We start from the raw sequence: 22,942 nt of genomic DNA, 5'->3' as shown, positions 1-22,942 counted from the left end.
CACGGACGCGTACGGGCAGGGGGCGGCGCGGACGCCGGAGAGGGTGAAGAGCCGCAGAAGGGCGTCAGCGGCCGCGGCGACACGCGGCGGAGGCCACCCGCAGCAGGTCGATGTGACCGCGCGTGGTGAGCAGGGCTGAACGCAACATGCCGCCGAACGTGGCCAGATGGCGTGGCCATGGTCAATGGCGTCTCGCGGAATGGACCCGCCGTATCGCGGGGCGGGCGGCAGATCACCCGTGCGGTCCGGCGGATGGGCGAGGATGGCGGTATGTCAGATGCGTTCACCACCCGAGTTCTGAACATCACCTCCGGATCGACCGAGCGCGTGGTCGACCTCACCGCCGACTGTGAGGCCTTCCTGCGCGAGGCGGCCGCCGGCCGGGACGGCCTCCTCAACATCTTCGTCCCGCACGCCACCGCGGGCGTCGCGATCATCGAAACGGGCGCCGGCAGCGACAACGACCTCCTCGCCGCCCTCCACACCCTCCTCCCCGCCGACGACCGCTGGCAGCACCGCCACGGCAGCCCGGGCCACGGCCGCGACCACGTCCTCCCGGCGTTCGTGCCGCCGCACGCGACGCTGCCGGTGGTGGGCGGGAGGCTGGAGCTGGGGACGTGGCAGTCGGTGTGCCTGGTGGACACGAACAGGGACAACCCCCAACGAAAGGTCCGCTTGTCTCTCCTTCTCGCCGGCTCGTGATCCCGGGCCGGCTTCAGGGTTCGACTCACCGGTGCGTGGAATCGCACAGTACGATCAGGTTCCGACATGAATGAACGGAGCCCAGTAGTAAGGCAAGTTCGAATCGTCGTCGGCGAAGACAGGTGTTCCTGCCACGTCTCGTGCTCCTCCCGCGGCGGCAGCGGTACCCGTCTGCGTGCGCAACCCGTCGTAAGCCTCTCGGCGACCGACCGCATCGAGGGCTCGCACGCGCCGCTGAGCCATGGCGAGAGCCTGAGCCACCGAGGTACCAGGCTCTGCCAGCAGCGACTCGTAGAGGCACGTCATGAGTAGGGCCCCCGCCTCGTCGTCCACTGGCCACAACGACACCACCACATGCCGTGCGCCGGTAGCGACGGCTGCGCGCACCAGACCGACCACGTCACCTCCGGCGGTGGCCGTGCCCCGGCCCGTGTGACAGGCGGACAGAACCACCAGATCCGCGGCCAGATCGAGCCCGGTCACATCGCCCACGGTCAGTGAATCGTGGCCGGACAGAGCGAGATGGCTGCGATGCGGGGCGTGCTCGTACACCACGCCGTGTGTCGCCAGGTGCAGGACCGTCGAGCCTGACGCGGCGTCGGCGACGGCACGCTCCGTTGCCGCACCGCCCAACAGCGGACGGGCTCCGAGAAGGCGCGCGATCGCCGTCACCTCGGTCGCTGTGCCCGGCAGTTCGGGCAGCCTCCGGTCCGGCGCGTAGGCGGGGGCGCCGACGAGCAGCGTGCGCTCGTCGAGCCGGGGCGGGCGGCCACTGTCCGGCCGGGCCAGGAGCGCGGCGGCCGGAGGGTGGGACACGACGCACCTTTCCCCCAGTGGCAGACCACCCACGGGCAGGACATGGAACGGCACCAGAGCGAGGGACCGGTGCGGGACGACGTACAGCCGGCGACAGCCGCCGAGGGCCTCGCTCACCGGATCGAGCAGCTGTTCCGACAGGACCCGCTCCGCCGTCTCGTCACGGCGGCCGGAGGCGCAGGCGCTGTGAAAGCGCCGCACGTCGCAAGCCAGGTCGCGATGGGGGACCTCGCTGCGGACGTACCCGACGCCCTCCCGGTCGACGATCCAGATCAGAAGGTCGTCGTCGAACGTGTCGTACATGAGGAGCCGGGCGTCCTCGGTCAGGCCGTCCCGCACCGCGTCGAGAGAGGCGCCGTCGGCCCGCGGGCCCCTGCGACCCGCCAGAAGCGCCGGGGCCAGCCGGGTGACGCGTGACTCGGCACGCTCCAGGTCCTCCTCGACGGCGAGAACGCTGCGCCGCAGCCGTGCCGACGAAGGGGTGTGCGCAGGGTCGCCCGTGACCGCGTCGACCAGCCCTTCGTACGCGGCCGCCCAGGCCGAACCCGCGCGGAGCCAGTCCCGGGCCGCGTCGAGCGAAGGGCCGGACGTGAGGGCGTCGATGACGCGCAGCATCTCGACGCCGATGCCCCGGCAGCGGTCGGACAGCTCGAAGGCCCGGGCGATCTCGTGGTCGCGGACCGACGTCGTGCGGGCTTGCTCGGCGAGACCGATTCTGGCCATGACCGCCGTGTGGTAGATGCCGGCGACAGAGACGTCGTCCGTCATCGACGTGCGCAGCACGTCCCGCACCAACTGGGAGGACCACTGTTCGTACCGGGCCACCGCCTCCTCGCCGAGGTCGGCTGCGGTCCTGTGGTCGCCAAAGGCCTCGGCGAGATCCGCGCGGCGGCCGGCCTCCTCCCAGGGGCGCACCGTCCCACCGGGGCGTCCTACCTGGTCAAGCCGGACCAGCGCCTCGCTCGCCGTCTTCGGATCGCCCAGTCGCAGGAACAGTTCGACCGCGTGATCGGGATGGATGCCTCCGCGCCGAAACAGCTCAAGGGCCCCGGCATGTGCCTCAGCGCGACGGTCGAGCTCGAACAGCAGCGTGATCCGCAGCAGTGCGTCGTCGCCGGCGTCGGACAGTGCGCGTTCCAGCAGTGCGTGCGCCTCCTCCCGGAATCCTGCCTGCAGTGCCCTGCGGGCTCGGTAGCGCAACAGCAGCGTGGGTGCCCGGCGAAGGCTCTCCCGCACGGCCTCCACTGCCATCCGTCCCGGCGGCCAGGAGCGTGTGAGCCGCTCCGCCGCGGCATCGACCTCGGTCAGCCGCGCTCCCGCGACGGCCTTGAGGTCCGGGTCGGCCAACGCCTCGACGGCACCGTCGAGAGACATCGCCAGCTCCGCGGCCCGCATCCATGTCACCGTGTCCGCCTGCGGTGTGTGCAGGGCGGCCGTTGCCCGGATCGTGTCGGCGGCCAGCAACACGGTTGAGGCGCGCCGGAAGTTGACCCGGTCCAGCAGGTCCAGGTAGGCGCGGTCGGCCAGGTCGCTCTCGACCGGGGCATCGATCCCGGCGGCGAGACGACGGCCGGAGCGCAGGCAGCGCAGCGCCGTGAGTGTGCGGCCGGCCGCCTGCGCGGCCGTGCCACGGACCACGAACAATCGGACGAGGCCACGGGCGAGGCTGGTGCTGCCCTCGGTCCGGCTCCACCGGGCGATCCCTTCCAGTTCCCGCCACGGGATCTCACCGCCCTCGTCGAGTTCGTCGAGCATCCGGTGCACGGTGACGACCTGCGACAGCGCAGCGTCGCCCGACTCGACGGCCCACTCGTGGGCCTGCCTCAACTTCCGTACACGCCCCGGACGGTAACCGGACAGCCGGGCCGAGTGAGCCCGGCGCAGGGCGACCAGAGCTCGTCCGCGCGGTGCGGCGAGCTTCGCGTAGTACTGCTCGGCCGACGCATAGTGGGAGGCGGCCGCCACCGGGTCCGGCGCGGGCGTGACCGGCCCGGTCGGCCCCAGCCGCTCACCCATCAGCTCCGGCGGGCCCGACGGAGTCAGGGCCAGATCCCCCTGGAGCAGGCTCAGCCGGGCGAGTACATGAGGATCACCGTCAGCGAGGCGCCGACAGGCATCGAGCCCGGCTGCCGCCTCGTCGAACCGCCCTGACCGGTGCGCCACGTCGGCCACCGCGAGCGCCAGGTACGACTGCAGCAGGGGTTCGCCGTGACCGCGCAACTCGGCGCCCAATCCGGCGAGTTGGGACAGGACGATGTCAGTCGCAGCCGTCTCCCCGCTCGTGAGTGCGCTGTCGGCGATGCTGCGCGCCGATTGAACGAGCGGCAGGAAACGTGCCGCGACGAGCGCGACCAGAGCGGCGCCGCGGTTCGCGGGGCTCGGCGGCTCCTGTCCGGCCCGGCGCATCTCCTCCTCCGTCATCACCACCGCCCCGCCGTTGCCCGGATACCAGTTCAGGTCCAGGGTGTACGCGGCGATCCGCAGGGCCTCGGCGGTGTCCTGGGCGCCCTGCGACGTCAGTGCGCCGGGCAGCTGCCGCAGGGCCCGCTTCGGCTCGCCGGCCGCTAGTGCCCGGGCCGCGGCGGTGAGCTCGGCAGAGGCTCCCGCGGAAGCCGCGGCCAGCTGGTCCGAGAGGAGGAGCGTGAGCAGTTCGTGTACGGCGAAGCCCATCTTGTCAGCTCCTGACGTCCACCTCCCGGAGGGCGCTCCGGCGTGCGGACCGGGAGGTTGCCCAATACGCTTGGCAATTAAGGTAATTGGCCCATCTCGTCGGATGGCGGTGTTCCAGGAGACAGCCCGGCCAGGCCGCCGGGGTCGCCCTGACCGACGAAGGCCCCCCAGCGGTACGGGTGAGACTGACGTTCCTTCAGGGCCAGTTGGGCGTTGCGCAGCGCTGCGGCCCTGCCCTCGCCGGCCCTGACCCGGCGGTAGAAGTCGGTCATCAGCGTCTCCGTCTCGGCGTCGGACATCTGCCACAGGCTCGTCACCAGCGTGCGCGCCCCGGCTTGGACGAACGCGCGACGCAGACCGAGCAGTCCTTCGCTGAGATGCCGGCTGCCCAGCCCTGTCTGGCAAGCGCCTCGGCACACCGCTGGAGGGGCCGGTCAAGCGGAGGGAGGCATTGCCGTCGGCCGGGAGCCGTAGTCGTGGTACGTCTTCTTCTCCGGCCTGGAATCCGCGACCCGGGGGTCTGTGATGCGGCGAGCTCTCCTGATCGGAAGTCAAACACGTGGGCTGAGGGGTGTGCACGCCGATGTCGAGGTGATGCGCGAGGCGCTGACCGGGTTCGGCTTCACCGTCCTCTCGGCCACCGGTCGAGACGCCACCACCGACGCGATCGTCTCCCACTACAGGGGGTTGGTCGAAGACACCGGCCCGGACGACACGGCCGTCGTCTACTACTCCGGTCACGGCGGCCGCCTGCGAAACCCCCTCGCGGTACAGGACCGGACGCTGCCGACGTGGCTGCAGTACATCGTGCCGACGGACTGCGACGACCGCTCCGGGCGCCGTGCTCGTTGCGTGCTGGCCGAGGAACTGACGCAGCTGCAAATGCAGTTGACCGACCGGTCCAGGAACGTGACCGTGATCCTGGACTGCTGCCACGCCGCCCGGATGTCCCGGTCCGGCACTGCCCTGCCGAAGGCCGAGGACCAGTTGGCGTTCCCGGAGGACGACCTGGTCCGGCGCTGGCGCGAGGCGCGGGCCGACCGGCCCCGCGGAGGGGAGGCGAACCCGTATGCGGTGCGGGTGGTCGCCTGCGCACCCGACCAGAGCGCGTACGAGGTCGATGACATGCGGCTCGGCCGACGGCACGGTGTCCTCACCTCGGCCCTGGTGCGGCTGCTCACCGAGGCCGACGTCGGCGCGCTCACCTGGCTGGACGTGCTGGAGACGGTACGGACCTCGATTCCGGTCGACGCGTTGCCGCAGCGGCCGGATGTCGAAGGGCCCGCAGACCGGCTGTTGTTTTCGCTGAGTGAGCGTGACGGCCATGGAGTGCTGCCGGTCCGCGTTCGCGAGGGGGTCGCCGTTCTGCCCCGTGCCGCGGTTCTCGGTGTGGCTGTCGGAGACCGCTACGAGCTGTTCGAACCGGGCACCGAGATCCGGCTGGCGGAAGCGGTCGTGGAGCGAGTCCGGGCAGGCGACGCCGTACTGGCGCTGAAGGGTGGTGCGCAGCGCGCCGCGGATCTGCCGCCGAGGGTGTCCGCCTGGCCGGTGGACGTGGCGCTCGGCCGACTTCCGGTGGCGGTATTGCCCGTCGGCCATCGCGGCCGTGACGCGATCGCGGCCGATCTCTGGAACGTCGCCCGGGTCCGGCCCACGGAGAGCACGGACGGTGCGTTGGCGACCGTGCGGCTGACGGACGGGGAGCACCCCGAGGCGCATGTGACCGACGCTGTCGGTCAGGCCCTGTCGGTCGGACCGCTGTCAGCCGAGACCGCGGTCCATGCGGTACGGACGCTCGCCGTCGGTGAATCGGTACGACGGCTGCCGTCGGGCGTGGATGCCGACGCGCTGCAGCCCGACGTGGAGGTGACCTGTCTGCGGCGGCTGCCCGGGGGAGAGGAGGAGGAACTTACGCCGGGCGAGCACCTGTTCATCGGCGATCTGCTCATTCTCCGTCTCACGAACCGGGCGGCCGAGAACAGGTACGTCACCGTCTTCGACGTCGGTGTGCTCGGTGGCGTGTCCACGCTGACCACGGCGGATCCCAGCGGCGTGACGCTGGCTCCCGGGGAGGAGTACGCACTGGGTCCGCAGTGGCTGGAAGAGGGCATGCCTCTTGTGTGGCCGGAAGAGGTGCCCCGCGGACGAGCCCGGGAGGAGAGCTTCGTGCTGGTCGTCGCGGACCGGCCCGTGGACCGGATCGGGCGGCTGGGCACATCCGGTGCCTCGCGCGGCCTTCCCGCCACCGACGGACTCGAGCGACTGGTCGCCGAACTGGACACCGGCCGCCGCGACGTGCCTGCGCCAGGGCGGCGGAACAACGGTGTGCGGTGGCGCGTGGAGCGGTTCGACTTCCTGCTCCATTCCGTGGAGAGGCCGGTGGAGGACGAGCCGGTGTTCGAGGTCGACGAGCGCCCCGATGCCTCGTTCCGCCTGGTCACCCCACGCGGCGTCGACGCGCCCGGCAGGGTGGCGGTGCGGCTCAAGGAGGTGACCGTGCACAGCAACCGCGCCTTCCTGCGCTCACGCGTACGCATCGACACCATGGTGCTCACGGCCTCCGCGGCCGACGGCGCCGACCCCTACCGGACTGCCACGCTGCGCTTCGACCGGATCAAGGACGGCGACCGACTGCCCTTCGACGATGTGCTGGTGTACGAGGGGCCGGTCGACCGGTTCCTGGACATGGCGGTGTGGGTGGCCCGGGACGACTCGCCCGATGTCGACCTCGCCGAACTGATGACGGCCGAGACGGCAAGCGAGGAGGTGTCCACCGCCCTGTCGACGCTGAGTGCCCTGGCGGTCGCCGAACCCACCGCCGCACTCGTCGCCGGGTCCGCGGCAGCTGTCGCGGTCCTTGTCCGCACGGCCGCCCGGCTCATCGACCAGGCTCGCGGATCGAGCATCGGGGTGTACCGGACGACGCTGCTTCCGCATCAGCGCTTCGGAGCAGCCGACGGGATCGGACGGCATCCGGCTCAAGGCCAGATCAGGGCACAGGACATGTCGCTCGTGTTCGAGGTCGTCGAGGTGGACCGGATCTAGTCATCGTGCTGACTCCGCGCCGGCAGAGGGCGTAGCGGCCCGGGATCGCCGTAGCAGACGAAAGCGCCCCAGGACGCGGGATCGGCACCGGCCCGCTGCATCGCGAGCCGAGCCCGGCGCAGCGCTTCGGCCTTCCCGGAGCCGACGGCCAGGGCGGCGTAGAACCGTCTCAACAGCATGTGTGTGTCGTCGTCGGGTACCTTCCACAGGCTCCCTATGGCGGGTCGGGCTCCCGACCGGAGGAACGCGGCCCGCAGGCTCGCATGGCCCTGCGGATCGCCTATGGCGCCCAGACCGGTGTCGCAGGCGGAAAGCACGACGAGGTCGGTGCCGCCGAGATCGAATCCGGCAATGTCGGCTGTGGTGAGCAGGCCGGTCTCCGCCTCGACGCCCGGGTCGTCGTGGCACAGCCAGGTGTTGGCGCCGGCGAGCGCCAACCCGCTGCGGAGACCGGGGTGCGCGCGCAGCTGACTGAACCTCGTCTCGGAATACTGCCCCTCCTGGAGGAACTGCGCGGCCATGGCGTCCATGGCGGGGTCGTCCTCGTCCGGTGGGACGAGGGCGTATCCGTGGGTCGCTATGTGCAGGACGCGGGGTGAGCGCTCGGCACGCACCCGCGCCTTCACGGCGTCACCACCCATGAGCAACAGCGCGCCCGGCAGATGCGGGGCGATGCTGTCCGCTTCGCCTCCAGCCCCTCGGAGTGCTCCGAACAACCGCCCCCGGCCCAGGCGTTGTCCGCTGAGCAGATCGAAATCGGGTGCGGTGACGATCACGTCGCGACCGGGCGCCGATGGCGCGGTTCGCTGCTGCAGCTGACCGGGATCGTCCATCCCGGTCATGTGCACGATAGGAACATCGGCCAGCCAAGGGCGGGAACCGATGCCTGTCGGCAGTGCGCCGAGGGGAGGTGCAGCAACGGCCCGTCCAGGACGACCATCGCCCGCGACGATTCTCGCAGACAGCTCCTGAGGGGTTCGAGGAGACGTCTCGACAGCAGGAGCGGGGCCTGTGAGTCGACGTTGCGGCGCCCCGGAGGCAGGACGTCCCGGAAGGATGTCGCACGCCCAAGCCCCTCCAGTACGATCCGTGCCTCCCAGGTCAACGCGTCGATGTCCTGGGAGGAACCGAGATCGAGGGCGGTGACCTGTGTGGAAGTGATGACGAGTGCGCAGTACCGCCCGCCCCGGCCGGGCAGCCGGACGATCTCCACGAAGGCCGACCGGCGGATCTTCAACGCCTCCTCCGCGCTGAACACGAACGCCCAGTCGGTCCTGCCGTCGATGTCGAGTATCCAGCCCGCCCGGAACTCCGCTCCGGCTTGCCTGACCAGGGCAGTCGCCGGCTCTGGGGCTTCGGCGCCGAGATGGTCGCGGCACCATTGCACTGCTTCTCGTGCCCTCTGCGCCGCGTGCCCCCGTACTTCGTCGTCACTCGGCGTGGCGTCAGCCTGTGCGCGCAACGTGAAATAGTCCTCCATGCCTGGCATGCGCTCCCCCTCGGTGAGGAATCCGGTCTCAGAGTCGGCACTCCCGGTGGCACCAGGTGAACAGGCTCCGGGAGGCCGTGAGCCATTGGTCGGCCATGGTCCTGAACGTGCTCTGAGTGACTCGGCAGGCGAGCGGGAGGGTGTGGAAACCCACCAGATACGGAGGCTGCTCCGCGTCGAGATTGCAGATGGAGAGTGTGGGGGCGAGCTGCTCGATGTTCCAGGCGTTCGCCGCGGCGGCCGCCACCGCCAGCTGTTCCTCCTTCAGGTACCGGTCGTCGGTGGCCATGATGAGCAGCATGCCGTTGTCGGTCGTGGTGAAGGCGAGCTGGATCTTCCGCTCGGCCTCGGGGTGGTCGAACTCCAGGCCGACCGAAGAGGCATCGGCCTCGTAGGTACGGCGCTGGAGCCGCACCCAGTCGTTGACCAACTTCCGCCAGTGAACGGCCAGTTCAAGCGGTTCCGTGACAGGGAGGTCAGTGCCTGACATGTCGTACGGCCTCTCTCACCATGCGGTCGCTCAGTCCCGCCCTCAGCAGCGCCGCGACCTTGTGGGGCAGGTGTGACGGGGGAGGGGGCAAGGGCGCAGAACTCTTCGGGGTGGGCGGGGAGTCCGTGATGGACGGCGACGCGGACCTCGGATCCGGTGGGGCTGTGGCCACCTGTTGTGGGGCGATGCCCCTGGCCAGCCAGGCCGCGCCGACCGCCACGGCGAGTTCCGGTTCGGCCACGTTGAGGACCGTCCGGCCCGAGCGCTCGTACAGCAGATCGGCGACCATGGGGAGCCGGGAGCTGCCGCCGACAGGGACGATCAGGTCGATGTCATTCCAGTCGAGCCGGTGCGCCCGGAGCACCCGTTCGCACTCCTCGACGGTCTCCGAGAGCAGCGGCCGGATGGCTTCCCGCAGGTCGGTGCGGGTCAGTGTGACCTCGATCGGCGGGTCCAGCATGGTCAGCAGGTCGGAGTGTTCGGAAGACACGGAAAGCTGCTGCTTGAACATGGTGCAGGCCTCGGCCAGCAGGATCGCCCGCCGCAGCGCTGTGGGATCGTCGGAACCGGCGGCACTTCGGCGCAGGGCGTCCACGGTGTCCGGGCAGCGCTCCCTGATCAACCCCAGTACGGCCTCGTCGATGGCGAGCCCGCCCACGTCGGAGAGGCCGCCCGGCGAACCGAGAACGGTGAAGCCCTCCTTGGTCCCCTGGGCCACGGCCAGGTCGAAGGTGCCGCCGCCCAGGTCGTACACGAGGATCGTGCGGTCACGGTCCATGCCATGGTCCTGAAGGGCGTAGACGATGGCGGCCACCGGTTCGGTGTGCACCTCGACGATCTCCCGCGGCAGCCCGGCCGCCTCGGCCGCGCTCAGCATCAGCTCACGCCGGTTGCCCTCCCAGGTGGCCGGTACGGTGATCACCACGCGGGAGGGGGCGGCGTTCACCGCGGAGCCCGCCTGTTCCACCAGAAAGCCGAGCACTTTCGCCGTCAACTGTGCCGCGGTGTATCTGCGCTCACCGAGCTGAAGCGGGGACGGCTCGCCGAACTCCCGCTTGAACTCGGCACGGAACCGGTCCGGGCGCTGCAGGCGTGAGTTCTGCGCGGCCTGGCCCACCACAACCGATCCGTCCGGCAGCACGCAGACGGCGCTGCGCACGGAGGTGGCTCCGTAGGGGCTCACGGGATCGCGCACCGGCAGCGGCGGATGGCCCCGGCGCAGGACGACCGCGGCGGACGTCCAGGTGCCGAAGTCGATCCCGTAGACCGGTCCTGCCGGGTCGCTGCCGCGGGTCACGGTGCGTCGAACTGGTCGGGATCGAAGGCGGTGCCGAGATCCTGAGCCGACGCGGTGCCGGAGGCGGCCTCCAGGCCCTCAGGGTCGGCAGACAGGGCAACGGCCTCGGCCGAGCCCTCGAAGCCGGCAGCCATGGGGTCCGGGGTGCCCTCGGCCCCGTCGCCGGCCGTGACGTCCTTCACTGTGGGGTCCTGGCCGGCATGAGCGAAAGCCGTGCCCATCGCGGCTTCTGCGGCGACGCCCAGGGCGATGTCCGCGGCCGCGTTCTTCGCAGTCGCAGTCGCCGTCGCAGAAGCAGCCCGGGTCGGTGTCGTGGCGGCCGGCACGCCGGCCCCTGCGCGTGGTCGGACCGGCCGCCTGGACGGTGCCTCGGTCAGCCGCTCCACCCGGGCGCGCAGCCGGTCCAGTTCACCCTGCGTGGCGCGGTAGGTCTGCTGCCGCGCCAGCAACTCGCCGCGCCGCGTGGCCAGGTCGGCCTTGGTCTTTCCGGTCGCCTCCTGGAGCCTGCGGCTGGACTCGGCCAGCGACTCCTGCTGAGCCGCCAGCTGGGTGTTCAGTTCTCCGATCAGAGCCTGGGCGACGTCCATGTGGGCCTGGTTGAAGGACTCGGTGGCGAGCCTGCGGCTCTCGGCGATCTCCTGGGTGACCAGCTGGAGCATCCGGGCGTTCCGTTCCTTCTCGGCACGCTCGTGGAGATCCTTGCGGTGGTTGCGGACCCCGTGCACGAAGCCCATCGTGCCCATGCCCATCGCCAGCGCGAGCCCGCTGAACGGTTCCACGAGGGCGACGGTGCCACCCGCGCCCGCGCCCGCCATCCCTGTGGCCCAGCTCGCCCGGAACATGTCCCAGAAGCGCGCCGGACGCACGTTGAGGGGAACCGTGGGGACCGAGATGGCAGGCGTGAAGGGCGGTTTGGGGACGTCGGGTGAGGTGAGGGTCAAGCTGGTGCGCCGCGCGAACTCCTCCATGAGCGAGGCGGCACTCGCGGCCAACTGGTCGTTGGCCGTGTTCAGGGCTTGGAGCATCTCGGAGGCCACCTGGCCGACCAGCTCGTCCCCGCCCGGGTCGGCGCCCGCGGTGACCTTCTCCTGATAGCCGCGCAACGTCGCGCTGAAGGCGTTCTGGAGCGCCGTCCGCGCGGGCCGGGTGTCCCGGTCGAAGCGCTGGCGCAGGTCCGTACGCCACTCGGCGCTGCCCGCCGACAATCGCTTCATCCGCTCGGCGGTTTCGCTCACCTCCTGTCGGATGCGCCGTAACGACTCGTCCGATTCCAGGGCCGCCAGCTCGTTGACCACGGGAGAGCCCGCCGTGGTCACGGCATCGGCCAGTGCGTCGAGCGCCCGGCGAAGCTGGACGCCGCCGCACGTGGTGGCCAGCCCTTCCCACAGCGCCTGGTCCAGTTCCGGGAAACCGGAGTCGGCGAGCAGTTGGTCGTCGTCGCGGCCGCGGAGCCACTTGAGCTTGCGGAAGGCGGAGACCGGGACGACCACCAGGTCGTCGACCGGGCGGCCGGTGCGTGCAGCGATCTTCTCGCGGGCGCCGGCGATCACCGGGGCGGGATCCCGGACCTTGTCGGTCTTCGTGACCACGGTGATCACCACCTCGCACATCGTCAGCGCCTGGCTCAGGAAGTCGAGTTCGTACGTCGCGAGCGGTTCGATGGCATCGCAGACGAAGATCAGTCCATCCGCTCTCTGCAGGAAGGCGTTGGTGGCGGTGGTGTGTGCGGGGTTGCTGCTGCCGACGCCCGGTGTGTCGGCGAGTACCAGCCCGCTCTCCAGTTGAGGCGCCGGTGCCTGGAGCTCCAGCAGCCGGACACGCTTGTGATTGCGCGGATTGCCCTGCTCGGTGACGAACTCCGGCAGACGGTCCGTACCGACCTCCACCGGGTTCGCGGCGGATTCGCCCGGCAGCGGTTCGAAGTGGACCACGGCCCGCTCACGGGGACCCCAGCCGAGAGTGGACACCACGCACGTCGCCACGTCGACGTCCACGGGAAACAGCCCAGGCCGTTCCACGAGGGCGTTGAGCAGGGTGGATTTGCCGCGCTTGAACTCACCGACGACCACGACGTGGCAGGTGCCCTGCTCCAGCCGGGCCTTCGACTGGTCGAGCACCTCCTGCTGCCGTGGGCCGAGCTCCGCGCCGAGCTGCTCGGTGAGTTTCGGGAAGACGCCGAGGATGTCCGAGCGCAGGCGGCTGAAGGCGTTGTCCGGCATGAGCGTTCACCTTTCTTCGGGCAGATGCCGGTGGAGGAACTTCGGGGCGAGCTGCCGGTAGTAGGGGACCAAGCCCGGTTCCAGCAACTGCTCCAGCAGACGGTCGAACCGCTCGGACCATCCGTCGCCGGGCTGCCGTCCGCGCGCGAGCTCGTCGAACAGCTCGTCGTAGCGGCTGAACAGATCGCTGCGGAGGTCCCGGTACGCGGAGGTGGTCAGGCCGTCCACAGCAGGGTGCGGGAAGCGGCCGATGGGGTGTGACCACTCCGCGCGGGAGCGGTACGGCTCTTTGAACCGCAGGTCCGTGTATTCCACCAGCCGCCTCGTCGACCAGTCGAACGTCGCCGTGGCGAAGGGCGGGAAGAGATCGGCGCCGCCGGAGGGATCGGGACGCAGGACGAACAGCGGCAGTCGCGCGTAGACGCGGGGCGCGCCGTCCTGCACGACCGGCACGGGCACTGGCCAGCCGATGCCTGACTCCATCGGAACGAGCTGGTGGAACATCCGCGAGCGGCGGAACTCCCGGCTCAGTGCCTCGGTCCGCGTCATGGCCGGGTCAGCGTGGGTCGTCGTCATCCGGTGCGCCGCCTTCCTGGTCGTCTGGTGGGTCGTCCGGTGGGTCGTCTGCTGGGGCGGGAGACGCGCCCGGGGTGGACCCCGGTTTGGGGGGCGGTACATAGGCGACGACCTCTTGGTGGCGCAGCATCGCCTGGCCCCAGAGATAGCCCGGGCGCACCGTCTCCGCGATGGCTCCGCAGCGCAGCCCCGAGGGATCGGCACGGGTCGCCACCACGTTGTGCCGGGTGGGATCCACGGTGCCGGTGTCCTCGACCGGGGTGACACCGGTCGCGGCCAGTGCGGCCAGTACACGGCGGCGTACCCAGTCCAGCACCGCATCGCCGACTTGCCCGTCGGCGGACTCTGCGGGTTCCGTGGCGGATCCGACGGCGGGCAGCTCCGCGAGCCGGTCCAGCAGACCGATCAGCGGCTCGGCCGCGGCCGGCGCGTCCGGTCGTGGCGTGTCCGCCGCGGTGCCTCCTCGGATCCGGCCGGCCGTGTTGCCCGTGTCTCGCTCGTACTCCCTGCGCAGCCGCTGCTCGATCCGGTCCCGCTCCTCGGCGAGCCAGCCGGCACACCTGGCGGCGAGATCCTCCAACTCCGCGTCGAGGCCCTCGCGCCGCACGGTGTCTTCCCCCGTCATGTCACACCGCCCTCTGGGTGCCCGCCGCCACGAGGAAGTTGCCGGAGTCCTGCCAGGCACCCATGAACTCATCGACCGGCACCGCCAGGCCCTGGCCGTCGGGGTGGCCCGAGTCGTTGAGCACGACCATCGGGTGGGCCGGGTCGCTGTGGTCGATGCCGGTGACCCACACGGCGTGGTTGGCCCCGTGGCCGGGGATGCCCGGCAGGTTACCCACGTTCTCGTCGGCCGGGTCGTGCCCCGGGGCCCAGATCTCGTCCGCGTCGAGACCGACGATGGGGGCGCCACCGTCCGCGAGCACCGTCTCCAACTGCTCCAGCGACGCGCCCTCGATCTGCTGCACCGGGACGCCGTGCAGTTCGAGCAGATTGCCCACGTCGGCGGGCGCGGTGCCCGTTCCGTCGAACCAGCCCTGGCTCGCCGCCTCCTGGGTGAGTTGTTCCTCGCTGATCCGCTCGCCCGTCAGGTACTCCAGGACCATTCCCTGTGCGCCGATGGCACAGCCGTTCTCCCCGGTGTGCTGCTGCCACACCTCCATGGCCTCGCCGGGGGAACCGGTCACGGCGGAGGGATCGCTCGCCGCGGGGTCGAAGTTCGGCAGATCCGGCACTCCGTCGGCGGACGGCACGGCGTCCGGGATCTCGCCCACTTCGCTGAACGGGTCTGCGAAGGGGTCCACGGGATCCATCAGGCCCGTCGGGTCGGTGCCGGCCGTCGGATCCAAGTCGACCGTGGGGTCCACCAGGGCCGTCGGGTCCGCTCCCGGGTCGATGCCCGGATCCGCGCCCGGGTCGTACGGATCCCAGCTCATGGGTCACTCCGCTCGTCATTCGGTCCGACGGGTTCGTCCTCGCCGTACAGCAGCACGCGTGCGCGGTCCACGAGATCCGCGACGCGTTCGTGCGACCGCAGCACCACGCGTGCCGTGGTGCGCGTCTGCCGGTCGAGCAGTGGGTCCGCCGCGCGGGCGGCCCAGTGGGCGGCACGGGTACGGGCCGTGGTCAGCAGGACGTCGACCGGAGTGTCCCGCGGCAGTCCGAGCCGGGCCGCGCAGCTGGTGCCCCGTTCTCCGGTGACCGCCAGCAGCTGGGCCTCCTCCGCCTGCGTCAGAGTCAGCAGGCCGCGGTAGTGGGCGCCCAGCGCGGCGAGTTCGGACGGCCCCGGGTCACTCATCCGCGCGCTCTCGAGCAGTCGTGCGACGGAGTCGGCCACCTGGGGTACCCGCTGCCCCGAACGCTGTGCCGCCGACCGCAGCCTGGACACCTCGGCCGCGATTTCACGCTGCCCGTGATCCAGCTTGATCAGTGCCGCGCGGTTGCCGAAGTGCCGCAGGACCAGTTCCCGCAGCTCGGTGACCCCGCTGCGCCGCAGCAACTGCCGGCGCACCGATTCCTCGTCCAGCCCGTCGCGCAGGAACCCGCACGCCAGGAACACCCCCCAGGCCCCCAGGCGCTCCACGAGGCCGGCCCGGATCCCGGGCGGGACGGGCAGGTCCGGGTACTCCCGCACACAGAACAGATGGACGTCCTCCATACGATCGGCCAGCTTGCGCGGCGGCACCTTCGCCAGGTCCGCGAGCGGTCCGAAGCAGTCGGACGGCATGCACTGGGCACCCACCCCGAGCAGTCCGGAGACCGGGACGATCGTGCGGAACACGCGCCGGACGGCGGGCCGTTCCAGGTACGAGTCCGCGATACGGCGAGCGGTAGCCATCGGGTCGTGGTCGTACGCGTCCACGGGCATTCCGTCCCGGTCCGTCTCACCCGCCGGGGGCCAGTACTGGTCGCTGCGGGACAGTACGCCGAACGCCTTCAGCGGGCTGACCACCTCTCCGTACGAGCCGGCGAAGGACTCCACCGCCTGCTGGTCGGCCCGGCCCAGCCCCCGGCTGAACACGAAGACGACGGCGTCCGCCCGGTCCATCTCGGCCGCACTCTCGGTGTGCACCGAACGGGCGTCCTGGCCGAGCTCCTTGAGCACGCGGGCGGCCTCCGCCTGCTCCGCGGGATCGTCGATGCCCAGGAAGGCGAGCGTGTTCTCGGCGTCGGTCCCCAGGACACTGCCCAGGCCCGGGGTGTCCACGAGCCGGAAGCGGCGCAACAGCGGGGCGGGCCGTCCGACTTCCACCTTGCGGATCGAGCGCAGCAGGTGCAGCCCGTCGGATGTGCGCGCGGTCAGCCTGGACAGTGCTCTGCCCTGCCATTCCTCGGGTGCCCGTCCGTCCTTGAAGTGGACGAGCAGCCGAGGGCGCTCGGCATGGTGGAACTCACAGACGTTGAAGGTCAGTTCCAGCTGCCCGGTGTCGGAGATCTCCTCGCCGAGGAGCGCGTTGACCAGCGTCGACTTGCCGCGTTTGATCTGCCCGGCCACGGCCACCCGCATCGGCTGTGTCATGCGGGTCCGTGCGGCGAGGGCGGCGGACAGCAGGTCGACTCCGACGGGGTCGTCGGAGTCGACCGCCTGGGCGATCCGGTCGAAAAGCTGATGGTGTTCGGGTTCCGACGGAGTGGTGAGCGGAACCGGGTGTGGGTGCAACATGAAATCCCCCGAGGCCGTCGCCAGGCGGCTGCCTGCCCCCGTGCGCCGACGAGAGCAGAGTGTGGCAGCGCGGAGGTCCCCTGTGGAGAGTTTTGCGGCAACTGCTGGCGTATTGCAGGTCATTTACCGAAAAGGCTTGCCGGGCACCGGAACTCGCGGGACAGTGCCGTGAGCGTCGACTGCAAGGGATGTGCGCCGGTTCAGGGGTGATCAGGCGGACCTTCGCAGTGGGGGAGGCGCAGGGGGAGGCCGTGGCGTGGGCGGCAGCGTGGAACAGTACGTCCAGTGGGCGGTCGCGATGCTGGAGACCCTGGACCGGACCGATCCGGGCGCAGCCGCCGAGGATCACGAACTGCGCGCCGGGCGCACGGAATTCAGGTCCGCCGTCGCCCATCTGCTCGGAGAGGCGCGGGGGCCTCTCTCGGTGGGGGTGGTCGGTGAGTTCGGCGCCGGCAAGTCCCTGCTGATCGAGACCCTGCTCGGGCTGCCCGGCCTGCTGGCCGTGAGCGATGTGGCGACCACCGGGAACGTCACGTGCCTTCACGTCACCCAGTCGGCGACGGACGGCGGCTCCTCGCTGCTGGAAGAACGTGCGGTCCGCTACTGCACGGCGGCGGAGATCACCGAACTCATGAGCCATCTGCACGGCAGGCTTCAGGAGTTGGCGCGTCTTGAGGACCTGGCCGGACCCCGGCTGGGCGAGCTGCGCGCGGCCCGCCCCGGCCCGGACGGCTGGGACGCCCTCGTCGAGTGGTGCGACAGGTACGGCGGCACCGTCAAGGGCACGAGATTCCGGTCGGTCGCCGACGAGGTCGGGCTGCTGCACACGGCGTACGAGCGCGGGGCACCACTGCTCGGCCGACGCTACGAACTCTCCGACGCCCAGGCCAAACGCGCCATGGTGCTGCCGGAGGTGCGACTGTCGGCGGAGAGCGACGGCGGGGCCGGCGCGGGCGACGGAGGTCAGAGCGGGATCCCCGACGACATGCTGGCCGCCTGTGTCCCACTGATCCGGAAGGTGGAACTCAGGGTGCGGGTACCGCGCCGGGTCTGGGATCTCCAGGGCGTGGGGGCACTGACCCTGATGGACTTTCCGGGTCTCAACAGCCCTCAGTCCGGGGAACGCGACCGGTTCCTCAGCCGCAGGGAACTGCGGGACATCCACACCGTCCTCGTTCTCATGAACGCCCAGCGAGGTCCGGTCTCCAGCGAGCAGGATTTCTTCGACATGCTGCGCGAACCCACCGCGGACGGGCGGGAACGCCGACCGGACGAGGTGCTGCGGGAGAGTCTGCTGGTGGCAGGCGGCCGTTTCGACCAGATGCCCCTCGAACCCGAGGCACTCCGGGCGCTGCTGCGCAGCTCTCCCGAACCCCTTACCGAACGGCGGCTGCGGGGACTGCCGGACACGGCCGTCCTGGACCAGATCGTGGAGGCCGCCCAGCGACTGCTGCCGCCCGGGCAGCGCAAGCAGCTCGTGCTCGTCTCGGCCATGGCGGGACTGGCCGCGCTGAACCGGGCCGGCGCCCTGCCGGACGACACGGTCTCGCGCGGTCGGTCACGGCCCACCCTGGAGGACGACCTGCTGACACAGACCGGCGAGCTGTGGGGAAAGGTCGCCGACCGTCTGGACGAGGACGATCCGGGTACGCCGCTGGGCAGGGCATTACGCGAGTTCTCCCGGGACGGCGGTCTCGACCTGCTGCGCGGGCAGCTCGTCCGTCATGCCGTGCACCACGGCGGAGCCATCCGGGAAGACGCGGTGCGGCGGCGCGCCAGAGCGGTGGACCGTATGCGGCTGGCACTGGTCGCCGCCGAGAAGGAGGTGCACCCCGAGGCCGAGTACCCGCCCGCCGTCCGGGAGATCCAGCAGACGCTCGACGAGACACGACGGCTGCTGAACGATCTGCGCGACAGCCTGGTGCTCGGACTGGTGCCGGACTCCGCGCGGGCCGACGACGCCCTGCGGCGGCGCGTCACCGACGAGGCCGCCAAACTGGTCGCGGCCTGGCCGGAATGGAAGGAGATCTTCGCCTCGGTCGACCGGGACAAACAGGTGATCACGGTGGGACGCGCGGCCTGGACGGACGAGGACCAGGCGTTCAGTGACAGCGTGCTGGCGGCCGCGGCGGACCTGGGCGTCGAACTCGACACCGTCGACCAGGCCGTCGAACCACCCCACGGCGTCACCGGCCACCCGGACGACCTGCTGCCGAGGTTTCACACCAGCCACACCGTGCTGCTGAGGCTCGTCCACGACCAGGTACGGGCCGGCTACGAGGCGCGGCTGGAACGCCACCGCGACACGATGGAGGAACTCGGCGACCGGTGGCGGCAGCTGATCGCCCAGGAGAGGCAGCGCGGACCTCTGCCCGCACCCCGAATGCAGCGGTTTCTCGAACTGTTCGCGGCCACGCGGGCGGAGGACTGGCGCGACCGCGTGCGCAGGCGTGACGCGCCGGAGCCGGACCCGGCGGCCGTCGACACGGCGTTCCCGCTGCGCCGGGATCGCTGCCTGCCCTGGCACCCTGAGCAGCCGGGTGCCAAGGACGCGCTGGAGCGGCACATCGTGCACGCGGTCCGGATCCGCCGGGAACTGGTCGCCGCGCTCCTGCAGTTGGCATACACCCAACTGGGCAAGGAACAGGCCGCACTCGCCGCGGCAGCCGAATCGATCATCGCCGCCCGTGAGCGCACCGTGATGGCTCACGACACCCTCGACCTGCTCCTCACCGGCATCGGGCCGGAGAGCGGGGAGTCGCGGACGGCCCCCCTGGATCTGGCCGCGCGACTGGAGGCCACCCCTCCGCCCGGGCCGGTCCGCAATCGGCCACGGACCCCCACCGGCAACTGACCCGGGAGACGCCATGGGACTGCTCGCCCTCTTCAGCTCCTCGAGCCCCTCCTGCCTGGCCGACCCCGCCGGGGATGGTTTCACCCTGCTCGGCCCGGCCTCCGCGCTCACCCTGCCCGCCCTCGAACTGGTGCCGACACCGGGCACGGGAGGAGTGCTGATCCGCTCGGTCGAGGTCACCGGCCCGTCCGGCCTCCCCGCGGACGAACTGGCCGTGCTGCGCGAACTGTGGCGTGCGGGGGAGGGGCGCGCCCTCACCGGGCAGACCGTCGTGCCCGCAGCCGGACCTGTACGCCTGACCGCTGTACCGAGCGGCACCGGCCTGCCTCTGGCCGTGCTCGTCCAGTACGAGGAGAAGGCCATGGCCGCAGGACGCCCTGGCAGCACACTGCGCACGACGCGAGCCACCACCACGCTCCGCCTGGGCCCGGCGGAAGGCCGGCCGACACCTCGCACGCCCCCGGCGACGGCCTCACGATCGCGGGCCGAGGACGGGTCCGGAACCTGGTACGACCCCGCGCAGTGGACCGCGCCCACCACGACCGAGGCGCCAGGGGCGGCTCCCGCTGCGCCGTGGGCCGCGACCTCCCGCAGTTCTGACGCGACCGTCCACCACGCCTCGGGCCCGGTCGGTGACACGCCCCGTACCCCCGCGCAGCGAGTCCCCGACCATGTGCAACGACACCGCGGGTTCGCAGCCGTCGACTTCGGCACCACCAACTCGACGGTGACGATTCACGACATGCGACAGCTCGACGTGCGCGCCATGTCGCGACAGCAGGAGGCGCGGCTGCGTCGTGAACTCGTCCGCCTGCTCTCCGACCCCGCGGTGCCGGGGAGGGAGCGGGCCCAGTGGCGCGAACTCCTGGACGACGTGGCGCGCCAACTGCTCCCGATGCGGGAGACCGAGGAGGCCGTGACGTACGACGCCCGTGCGGAACCGGGGCGAGCCCTGGCCGACGCTCTGGTCGGGGGCCAGGGCGGGGACGGCTGGCTCCACGCGCTCTACACCGCGCTCGAACTGCGCCTCGCATCGAGGGACGACCGGTTGCGCGGAGCTGTCGCGCCGCTGCTCCACGCCTGCTTCGACCATGCCTTCGACGAACTGCCGCTGGATGTGCTGCGGCTGTTTCCCGTCGATCTCGACCAGTCGGGCGGAACCGAACTCGCCAGCCGGGTCGAAGTGGTCGACACCCAGCCCGAGTTGCGGGTGCGGATGGGTGAGGAACGCGTCGCGGTGGGCGGCACGGCGGACGGCGCCCCGCGCGCCTACCGGGGGCTGAAGCAGTACCTCGGCCGCGACCAGCCCATGCCGGAGCTGCCGACGCGTGCCGATGGCACGCCCACCACCGCCGACGACCTCATCCGTGAGGGTCTGCGCTACCTCCTGGACCAGAGCGACGAGTTCATCACCGCCAACCCCAAGGAGTTCGACCAGGGCAGGATCGACCACGTCGTCATGACGTACCCGACGATCGCGCCGCCCGGTGTCCGACGGCGACTGCGTCAACTCGTCGGCGGGAACGGCAAAGGCGTGGACGGGCTCGGCGTCACTCTCGTGGACACACAGTTCGACGAGGCGGTGGCGGCGGCCCTGTTCTTCATCATGCGGGACTTCGGCGGTGACTTCGCAGCCGGTGTCGAGGCGTTCCGGGCCCGCTGCCGGCCGCTGCCGGGCAATTCCCGTGCCTGGCAGCAGAACGTCATGGTCCTGGACATCGGCGGGGGCACCAGCGACCTGGCCCTGATCAACCTGCGACTGCGGGACAACACTCCGGACCCCGCTCCCGGCCAGGACGTCCGGTTCACCGGCCGTCTGTATGCGCTGACCCCCAAGCTGCTCGGCTCCACCGGCCATCTGCAGCTGGGCGGCGATCTCATGACGCTGCGTCTGTTCCGCTGGTACAAAGCGGCATTCGCCGATCACCTCCTGACCCGGTGGCCGGACCGCCATGAGCGGGTCGTGGCGACTCTCAAGTCGCCCTATGCCATGGACGGGCAGTACGTTCCGGGCAGCCTGCTCGCCAGGGACGCCGAGGCGGAGGACTATCCGGACGACCTGGTCGACCTCGTCGTCCCCACCCGCTGGGAAGGCCTTCCGTCGGCATCGGCCGCCGAGGCCGAGCAGACGTTCTGGCTGCTGTGGCGGCTCGCGGAGGACGCGAAGATCCAGGCAGGGGCCGACCTTGCGGACCACCGGCCTCAGCCCGAGGCGCTGGAGGCCGTGCTGACCCGCCTGGGTGTGCCCGACGCTCTCGGGACGCAGTGGGCACCGGCCATGGACGGCGCCCGCTTCGAACGGCTGATGACCCCTGTCCTGGACGAGATCATGGACCTGGTGGTGGCCCTCGCCCAGAACGGCTTGCAGGACGGTGAACTCGACCGGATCTTCCTCAGTGGCAAGAGCAGCCGGATGCCGCTGATCCGCCGGACCCTCGAACGCAGACTCCTTCGGGAGAGCGGCGTGCGCTGGAACTCGGCCGGGATCGCCGTGGAGGAGCAGTACGGCAAGCTGGCCACGTCGATCGGCGCCTGCTGGGGGCATCACGTCCGTCGCTTCGCCCACGACGAGAGCAACGCACAGGGTGTGCTGGGACGAGGCCGCTACGTACTGCGCATCGAGGTCGACAACCTTCGCTACTACCTGCCCTGCGACTTCGCCGCCACCTTCCAGTTGGGAGCGGCGGCCACACCCACGTACGCCCTGCTGAAGGTGGGAGACCAGCTCAGTCCCATCGGTCCGGGCGGAACATGGGCGATCCGCAGCAAGTGGGAGCGGCAGCCCAAGAGCCTGCGCGTCCACCGCGGCACCGGCACCAGCTGGGTCGAATGGGGTGCCTTCGACCCCGACGACTGGTTGAGCCGGAGGGAACCGCACTTCACCCTCGACCTGGAGGAGTGGTCGCGGCAGGTCCGGTTCCAGGTCGAGGTCGACGCGGATCTCTCCCTCCACCTCCATCTGGTCCGCGGGGAGCCGCAGTACGAGGTGCACGGCAGGCCCCATACGCAGGTGAACCTCGACGATGGAGCGGACGGTCAGTGGACACCCATGGAGATCGTGGTGGACACCCGGGTGGCCGGAGACCGCCCGGACCGTGGGACCGTGGTCTTCAGCCTGACCGAGGATCCGCGGTCCGGGCCGGACCCGGAGGCCGGCCGGACCGAGCCGGACGCTTCGGGCCCGGTCTGGTTCAATCTGCTGTTCCGGGAGAGCGTTGCCGCCGGTGCGCGCGTCGTCCGCGGTCGGATGAGTGAACCGCTGCCTCCGCCTCCGCATGACGGCTGGTCGTTCTATCTGCGGTATCCCACCCAGCCGGACCGGGCGCTGGAGCTCGTGGATGTCGTGAATGTTCCCGACCGTGAGTCGAGGGAGCCGAACACGGCCGCCCGGAGGGAACCCCGCGACGAAGGAAGCGCCCACCACGAGGGTGTCGAGTACGTGGCGACCCTCGACGAGCACGGTCGGCTGCGGGTACACCGGACGCCGGTCCCCTATTGGGCGGCTGACTCCATCGCCGACATGTGGCACAACGTCGGGGCGGTGTTCCGGGTGGGCATGAACGACGCGACGGCGGCACACATCGCCGAACGCGATCCGTTCAACGGCAGGCACTGACTGCC

Annotated in this window: 16 protein-coding genes; 4 read left to right on the top strand and 12 right to left on the bottom strand. The window is 70.9% G+C overall.

Annotated features, from left to right (window positions below):
- Positions 1–64: 64 nt before the first annotated feature.
- On the bottom strand, positions 65–148 hold the full coding sequence (locus PH203_RS49725; RefSeq protein WP_313884353.1) for a putative leader peptide: 84 nt from the start codon (positions 146–148) through the stop codon (positions 65–67).
- 122 nt (positions 149–270) lie between these two features.
- On the opposite strand from PH203_RS49725, the gene PH203_RS29050 reads away from it, so the two are divergent.
- Positions 271–702, top strand: a complete 432-nt coding sequence (locus tag PH203_RS29050; protein ID WP_289923569.1) for a YjbQ family protein — start codon at positions 271–273, stop codon at positions 700–702.
- A 54-nt stretch (positions 703–756) separates the two neighbouring features.
- Here PH203_RS29050 and PH203_RS29045 read toward each other — a convergent pair whose 3' ends face one another.
- Positions 757–4,188, bottom strand: a complete 3,432-nt coding sequence (locus PH203_RS29045; protein ID WP_289923567.1) for a CHAT domain-containing protein — start codon at positions 4,186–4,188, stop codon at positions 757–759.
- 77 nt (positions 4,189–4,265) lie between these two features.
- A complete protein-coding gene (locus tag PH203_RS29040) occupies positions 4,266–4,607 on the bottom strand; it encodes a CHAT domain-containing protein (protein WP_289923566.1) in 342 nt (113 codons plus the stop codon).
- Between the two features lie 106 nt (positions 4,608–4,713).
- Here PH203_RS29040 and PH203_RS29035 point away from each other — a divergent pair, with 106 nt between their 5' ends.
- A complete protein-coding gene (locus PH203_RS29035) occupies positions 4,714–7,233 on the top strand; it encodes a caspase family protein (protein WP_289923565.1) in 2,520 nt (839 codons plus the stop codon).
- On the opposite strand, the gene PH203_RS29030 is transcribed toward PH203_RS29035, so the two are convergent.
- The 9 genes from PH203_RS29030 to PH203_RS28990 are packed head-to-tail and all read right to left on the bottom strand — an operon-like array spanning position 7,230 to position 16,467.
- On the bottom strand, positions 7,230–8,075 hold the full coding sequence (locus tag PH203_RS29030) for a CHAT domain-containing protein (RefSeq protein WP_289923564.1): 846 nt from the start codon (positions 8,073–8,075) through the stop codon (positions 7,230–7,232). The two genes, PH203_RS29035 and PH203_RS29030, sit on opposite strands and share 4 nt — an antisense overlap.
- Positions 8,072–8,722 carry a hypothetical protein gene (locus PH203_RS29025; protein ID WP_289923563.1) on the bottom strand — a complete coding sequence of 217 codons (651 nt, stop codon included), beginning with the start codon at positions 8,720–8,722 and terminating at the stop codon, positions 8,072–8,074. Before PH203_RS29025 ends, PH203_RS29030 begins: the two co-directional genes overlap by 4 nt.
- Before the next feature lie 28 nt (positions 8,723–8,750).
- Positions 8,751–9,212, bottom strand: coding sequence for a hypothetical protein (locus PH203_RS29020; RefSeq protein ID WP_289923562.1), 462 nt, complete (start codon positions 9,210–9,212; stop codon positions 8,751–8,753).
- Positions 9,199–10,509, bottom strand: a complete 1,311-nt coding sequence (locus PH203_RS29015; RefSeq protein WP_289923561.1) for an Hsp70 family protein — start codon at positions 10,507–10,509, stop codon at positions 9,199–9,201. The genes PH203_RS29020 and PH203_RS29015 overlap by 14 nt, the downstream gene beginning before the upstream one ends.
- Positions 10,506–12,728 carry a dynamin family protein gene (locus PH203_RS29010; RefSeq protein ID WP_289923560.1) on the bottom strand — a complete coding sequence of 741 codons (2,223 nt, stop codon included), beginning with the start codon at positions 12,726–12,728 and terminating at the stop codon, positions 10,506–10,508. The genes PH203_RS29015 and PH203_RS29010 overlap by 4 nt, the downstream gene beginning before the upstream one ends.
- A 6-nt stretch (positions 12,729–12,734) precedes the next feature.
- Positions 12,735–13,304 (bottom strand): hypothetical protein, encoded by a 570-nt coding sequence (locus PH203_RS29005; RefSeq protein ID WP_289923558.1) that lies wholly within the window; start codon positions 13,302–13,304, stop codon positions 12,735–12,737.
- On the bottom strand, positions 13,285–13,929 hold the full coding sequence (locus PH203_RS29000) for a hypothetical protein (RefSeq protein WP_289923556.1): 645 nt from the start codon (positions 13,927–13,929) through the stop codon (positions 13,285–13,287). The genes PH203_RS29005 and PH203_RS29000 overlap by 20 nt, the downstream gene beginning before the upstream one ends.
- 1 nt (position 13,930) lies before the next feature.
- On the bottom strand, positions 13,931–14,740 hold the full coding sequence (locus PH203_RS28995; RefSeq protein ID WP_289923555.1) for a C39 family peptidase: 810 nt from the start codon (positions 14,738–14,740) through the stop codon (positions 13,931–13,933).
- Positions 14,737–16,467, bottom strand: a complete 1,731-nt coding sequence (locus tag PH203_RS28990; RefSeq protein WP_289923554.1) for a dynamin family protein — start codon at positions 16,465–16,467, stop codon at positions 14,737–14,739. Before PH203_RS28990 ends, PH203_RS28995 begins: the two co-directional genes overlap by 4 nt.
- Before the next feature lie 256 nt (positions 16,468–16,723).
- Between PH203_RS28990 and PH203_RS28985 the strand changes: the two genes are divergently transcribed.
- Entirely contained in the window at positions 16,724–19,321 is a 2,598-nt protein-coding gene (locus tag PH203_RS28985) for a hypothetical protein (protein ID WP_289923553.1), read from the top strand.
- 13 nt (positions 19,322–19,334) lie between these two features.
- Positions 19,335–22,937 carry a hypothetical protein gene (locus tag PH203_RS28980; RefSeq protein WP_289923552.1) on the top strand — a complete coding sequence of 1,201 codons (3,603 nt, stop codon included), beginning with the start codon at positions 19,335–19,337 and terminating at the stop codon, positions 22,935–22,937.
- Positions 22,938–22,942 lie beyond the last annotated feature (5 nt).

This window comes from Streptomyces sp. S.PB5, from assembly GCF_030403745.1.
Taxonomy (GTDB): domain Bacteria; phylum Actinomycetota; class Actinomycetes; order Streptomycetales; family Streptomycetaceae; genus Streptomyces.
The sequence above is the reverse complement of the archived record's forward strand: the minus strand, read 5'-3'. Positions and strand labels throughout refer to the sequence as shown.

What these genes read in the sequence shown, in the direction of transcription:
- PH203_RS49725 (WP_313884353.1), bottom strand. Translation starts at nt 148, where the DNA reads ATGTTGCGTTCAGCCCTGCTCACCACGCGCGGTCACATCGACCTGCTG.
- PH203_RS29050 (WP_289923569.1), top strand. Translation starts at nt 271, where the DNA reads ATGTCAGATGCGTTCACCACCCGAGTTCTGAACATCACCTCCGGATCG.
- PH203_RS29045 (WP_289923567.1), bottom strand. Translation starts at nt 4,188, where the DNA reads ATGGGCTTCGCCGTACACGAACTGCTCACGCTCCTCCTCTCGGACCAG.
- PH203_RS29035 (WP_289923565.1), top strand. Translation starts at nt 4,714, where the DNA reads ATGCGGCGAGCTCTCCTGATCGGAAGTCAAACACGTGGGCTGAGGGGT.
- PH203_RS29030 (WP_289923564.1), bottom strand. Translation starts at nt 8,075, where the DNA reads ATGACCGGGATGGACGATCCCGGTCAGCTGCAGCAGCGAACCGCGCCA.
- PH203_RS29025 (WP_289923563.1), bottom strand. Translation starts at nt 8,722, where the DNA reads ATGCCAGGCATGGAGGACTATTTCACGTTGCGCGCACAGGCTGACGCC.
- PH203_RS29020 (WP_289923562.1), bottom strand. Translation starts at nt 9,212, where the DNA reads ATGTCAGGCACTGACCTCCCTGTCACGGAACCGCTTGAACTGGCCGTT.
- PH203_RS29010 (WP_289923560.1), bottom strand. Translation starts at nt 12,728, where the DNA reads ATGCCGGACAACGCCTTCAGCCGCCTGCGCTCGGACATCCTCGGCGTC.
- PH203_RS29005 (WP_289923558.1), bottom strand. Translation starts at nt 13,304, where the DNA reads ATGACGACGACCCACGCTGACCCGGCCATGACGCGGACCGAGGCACTG.
- PH203_RS29000 (WP_289923556.1), bottom strand. Translation starts at nt 13,929, where the DNA reads ATGACGGGGGAAGACACCGTGCGGCGCGAGGGCCTCGACGCGGAGTTG.
- PH203_RS28995 (WP_289923555.1), bottom strand. Translation starts at nt 14,740, where the DNA reads ATGAGCTGGGATCCGTACGACCCGGGCGCGGATCCGGGCATCGACCCG.
- PH203_RS28990 (WP_289923554.1), bottom strand. Translation starts at nt 16,467, where the DNA reads ATGTTGCACCCACACCCGGTTCCGCTCACCACTCCGTCGGAACCCGAA.
- PH203_RS28980 (WP_289923552.1), top strand. Translation starts at nt 19,335, where the DNA reads ATGGGACTGCTCGCCCTCTTCAGCTCCTCGAGCCCCTCCTGCCTGGCC.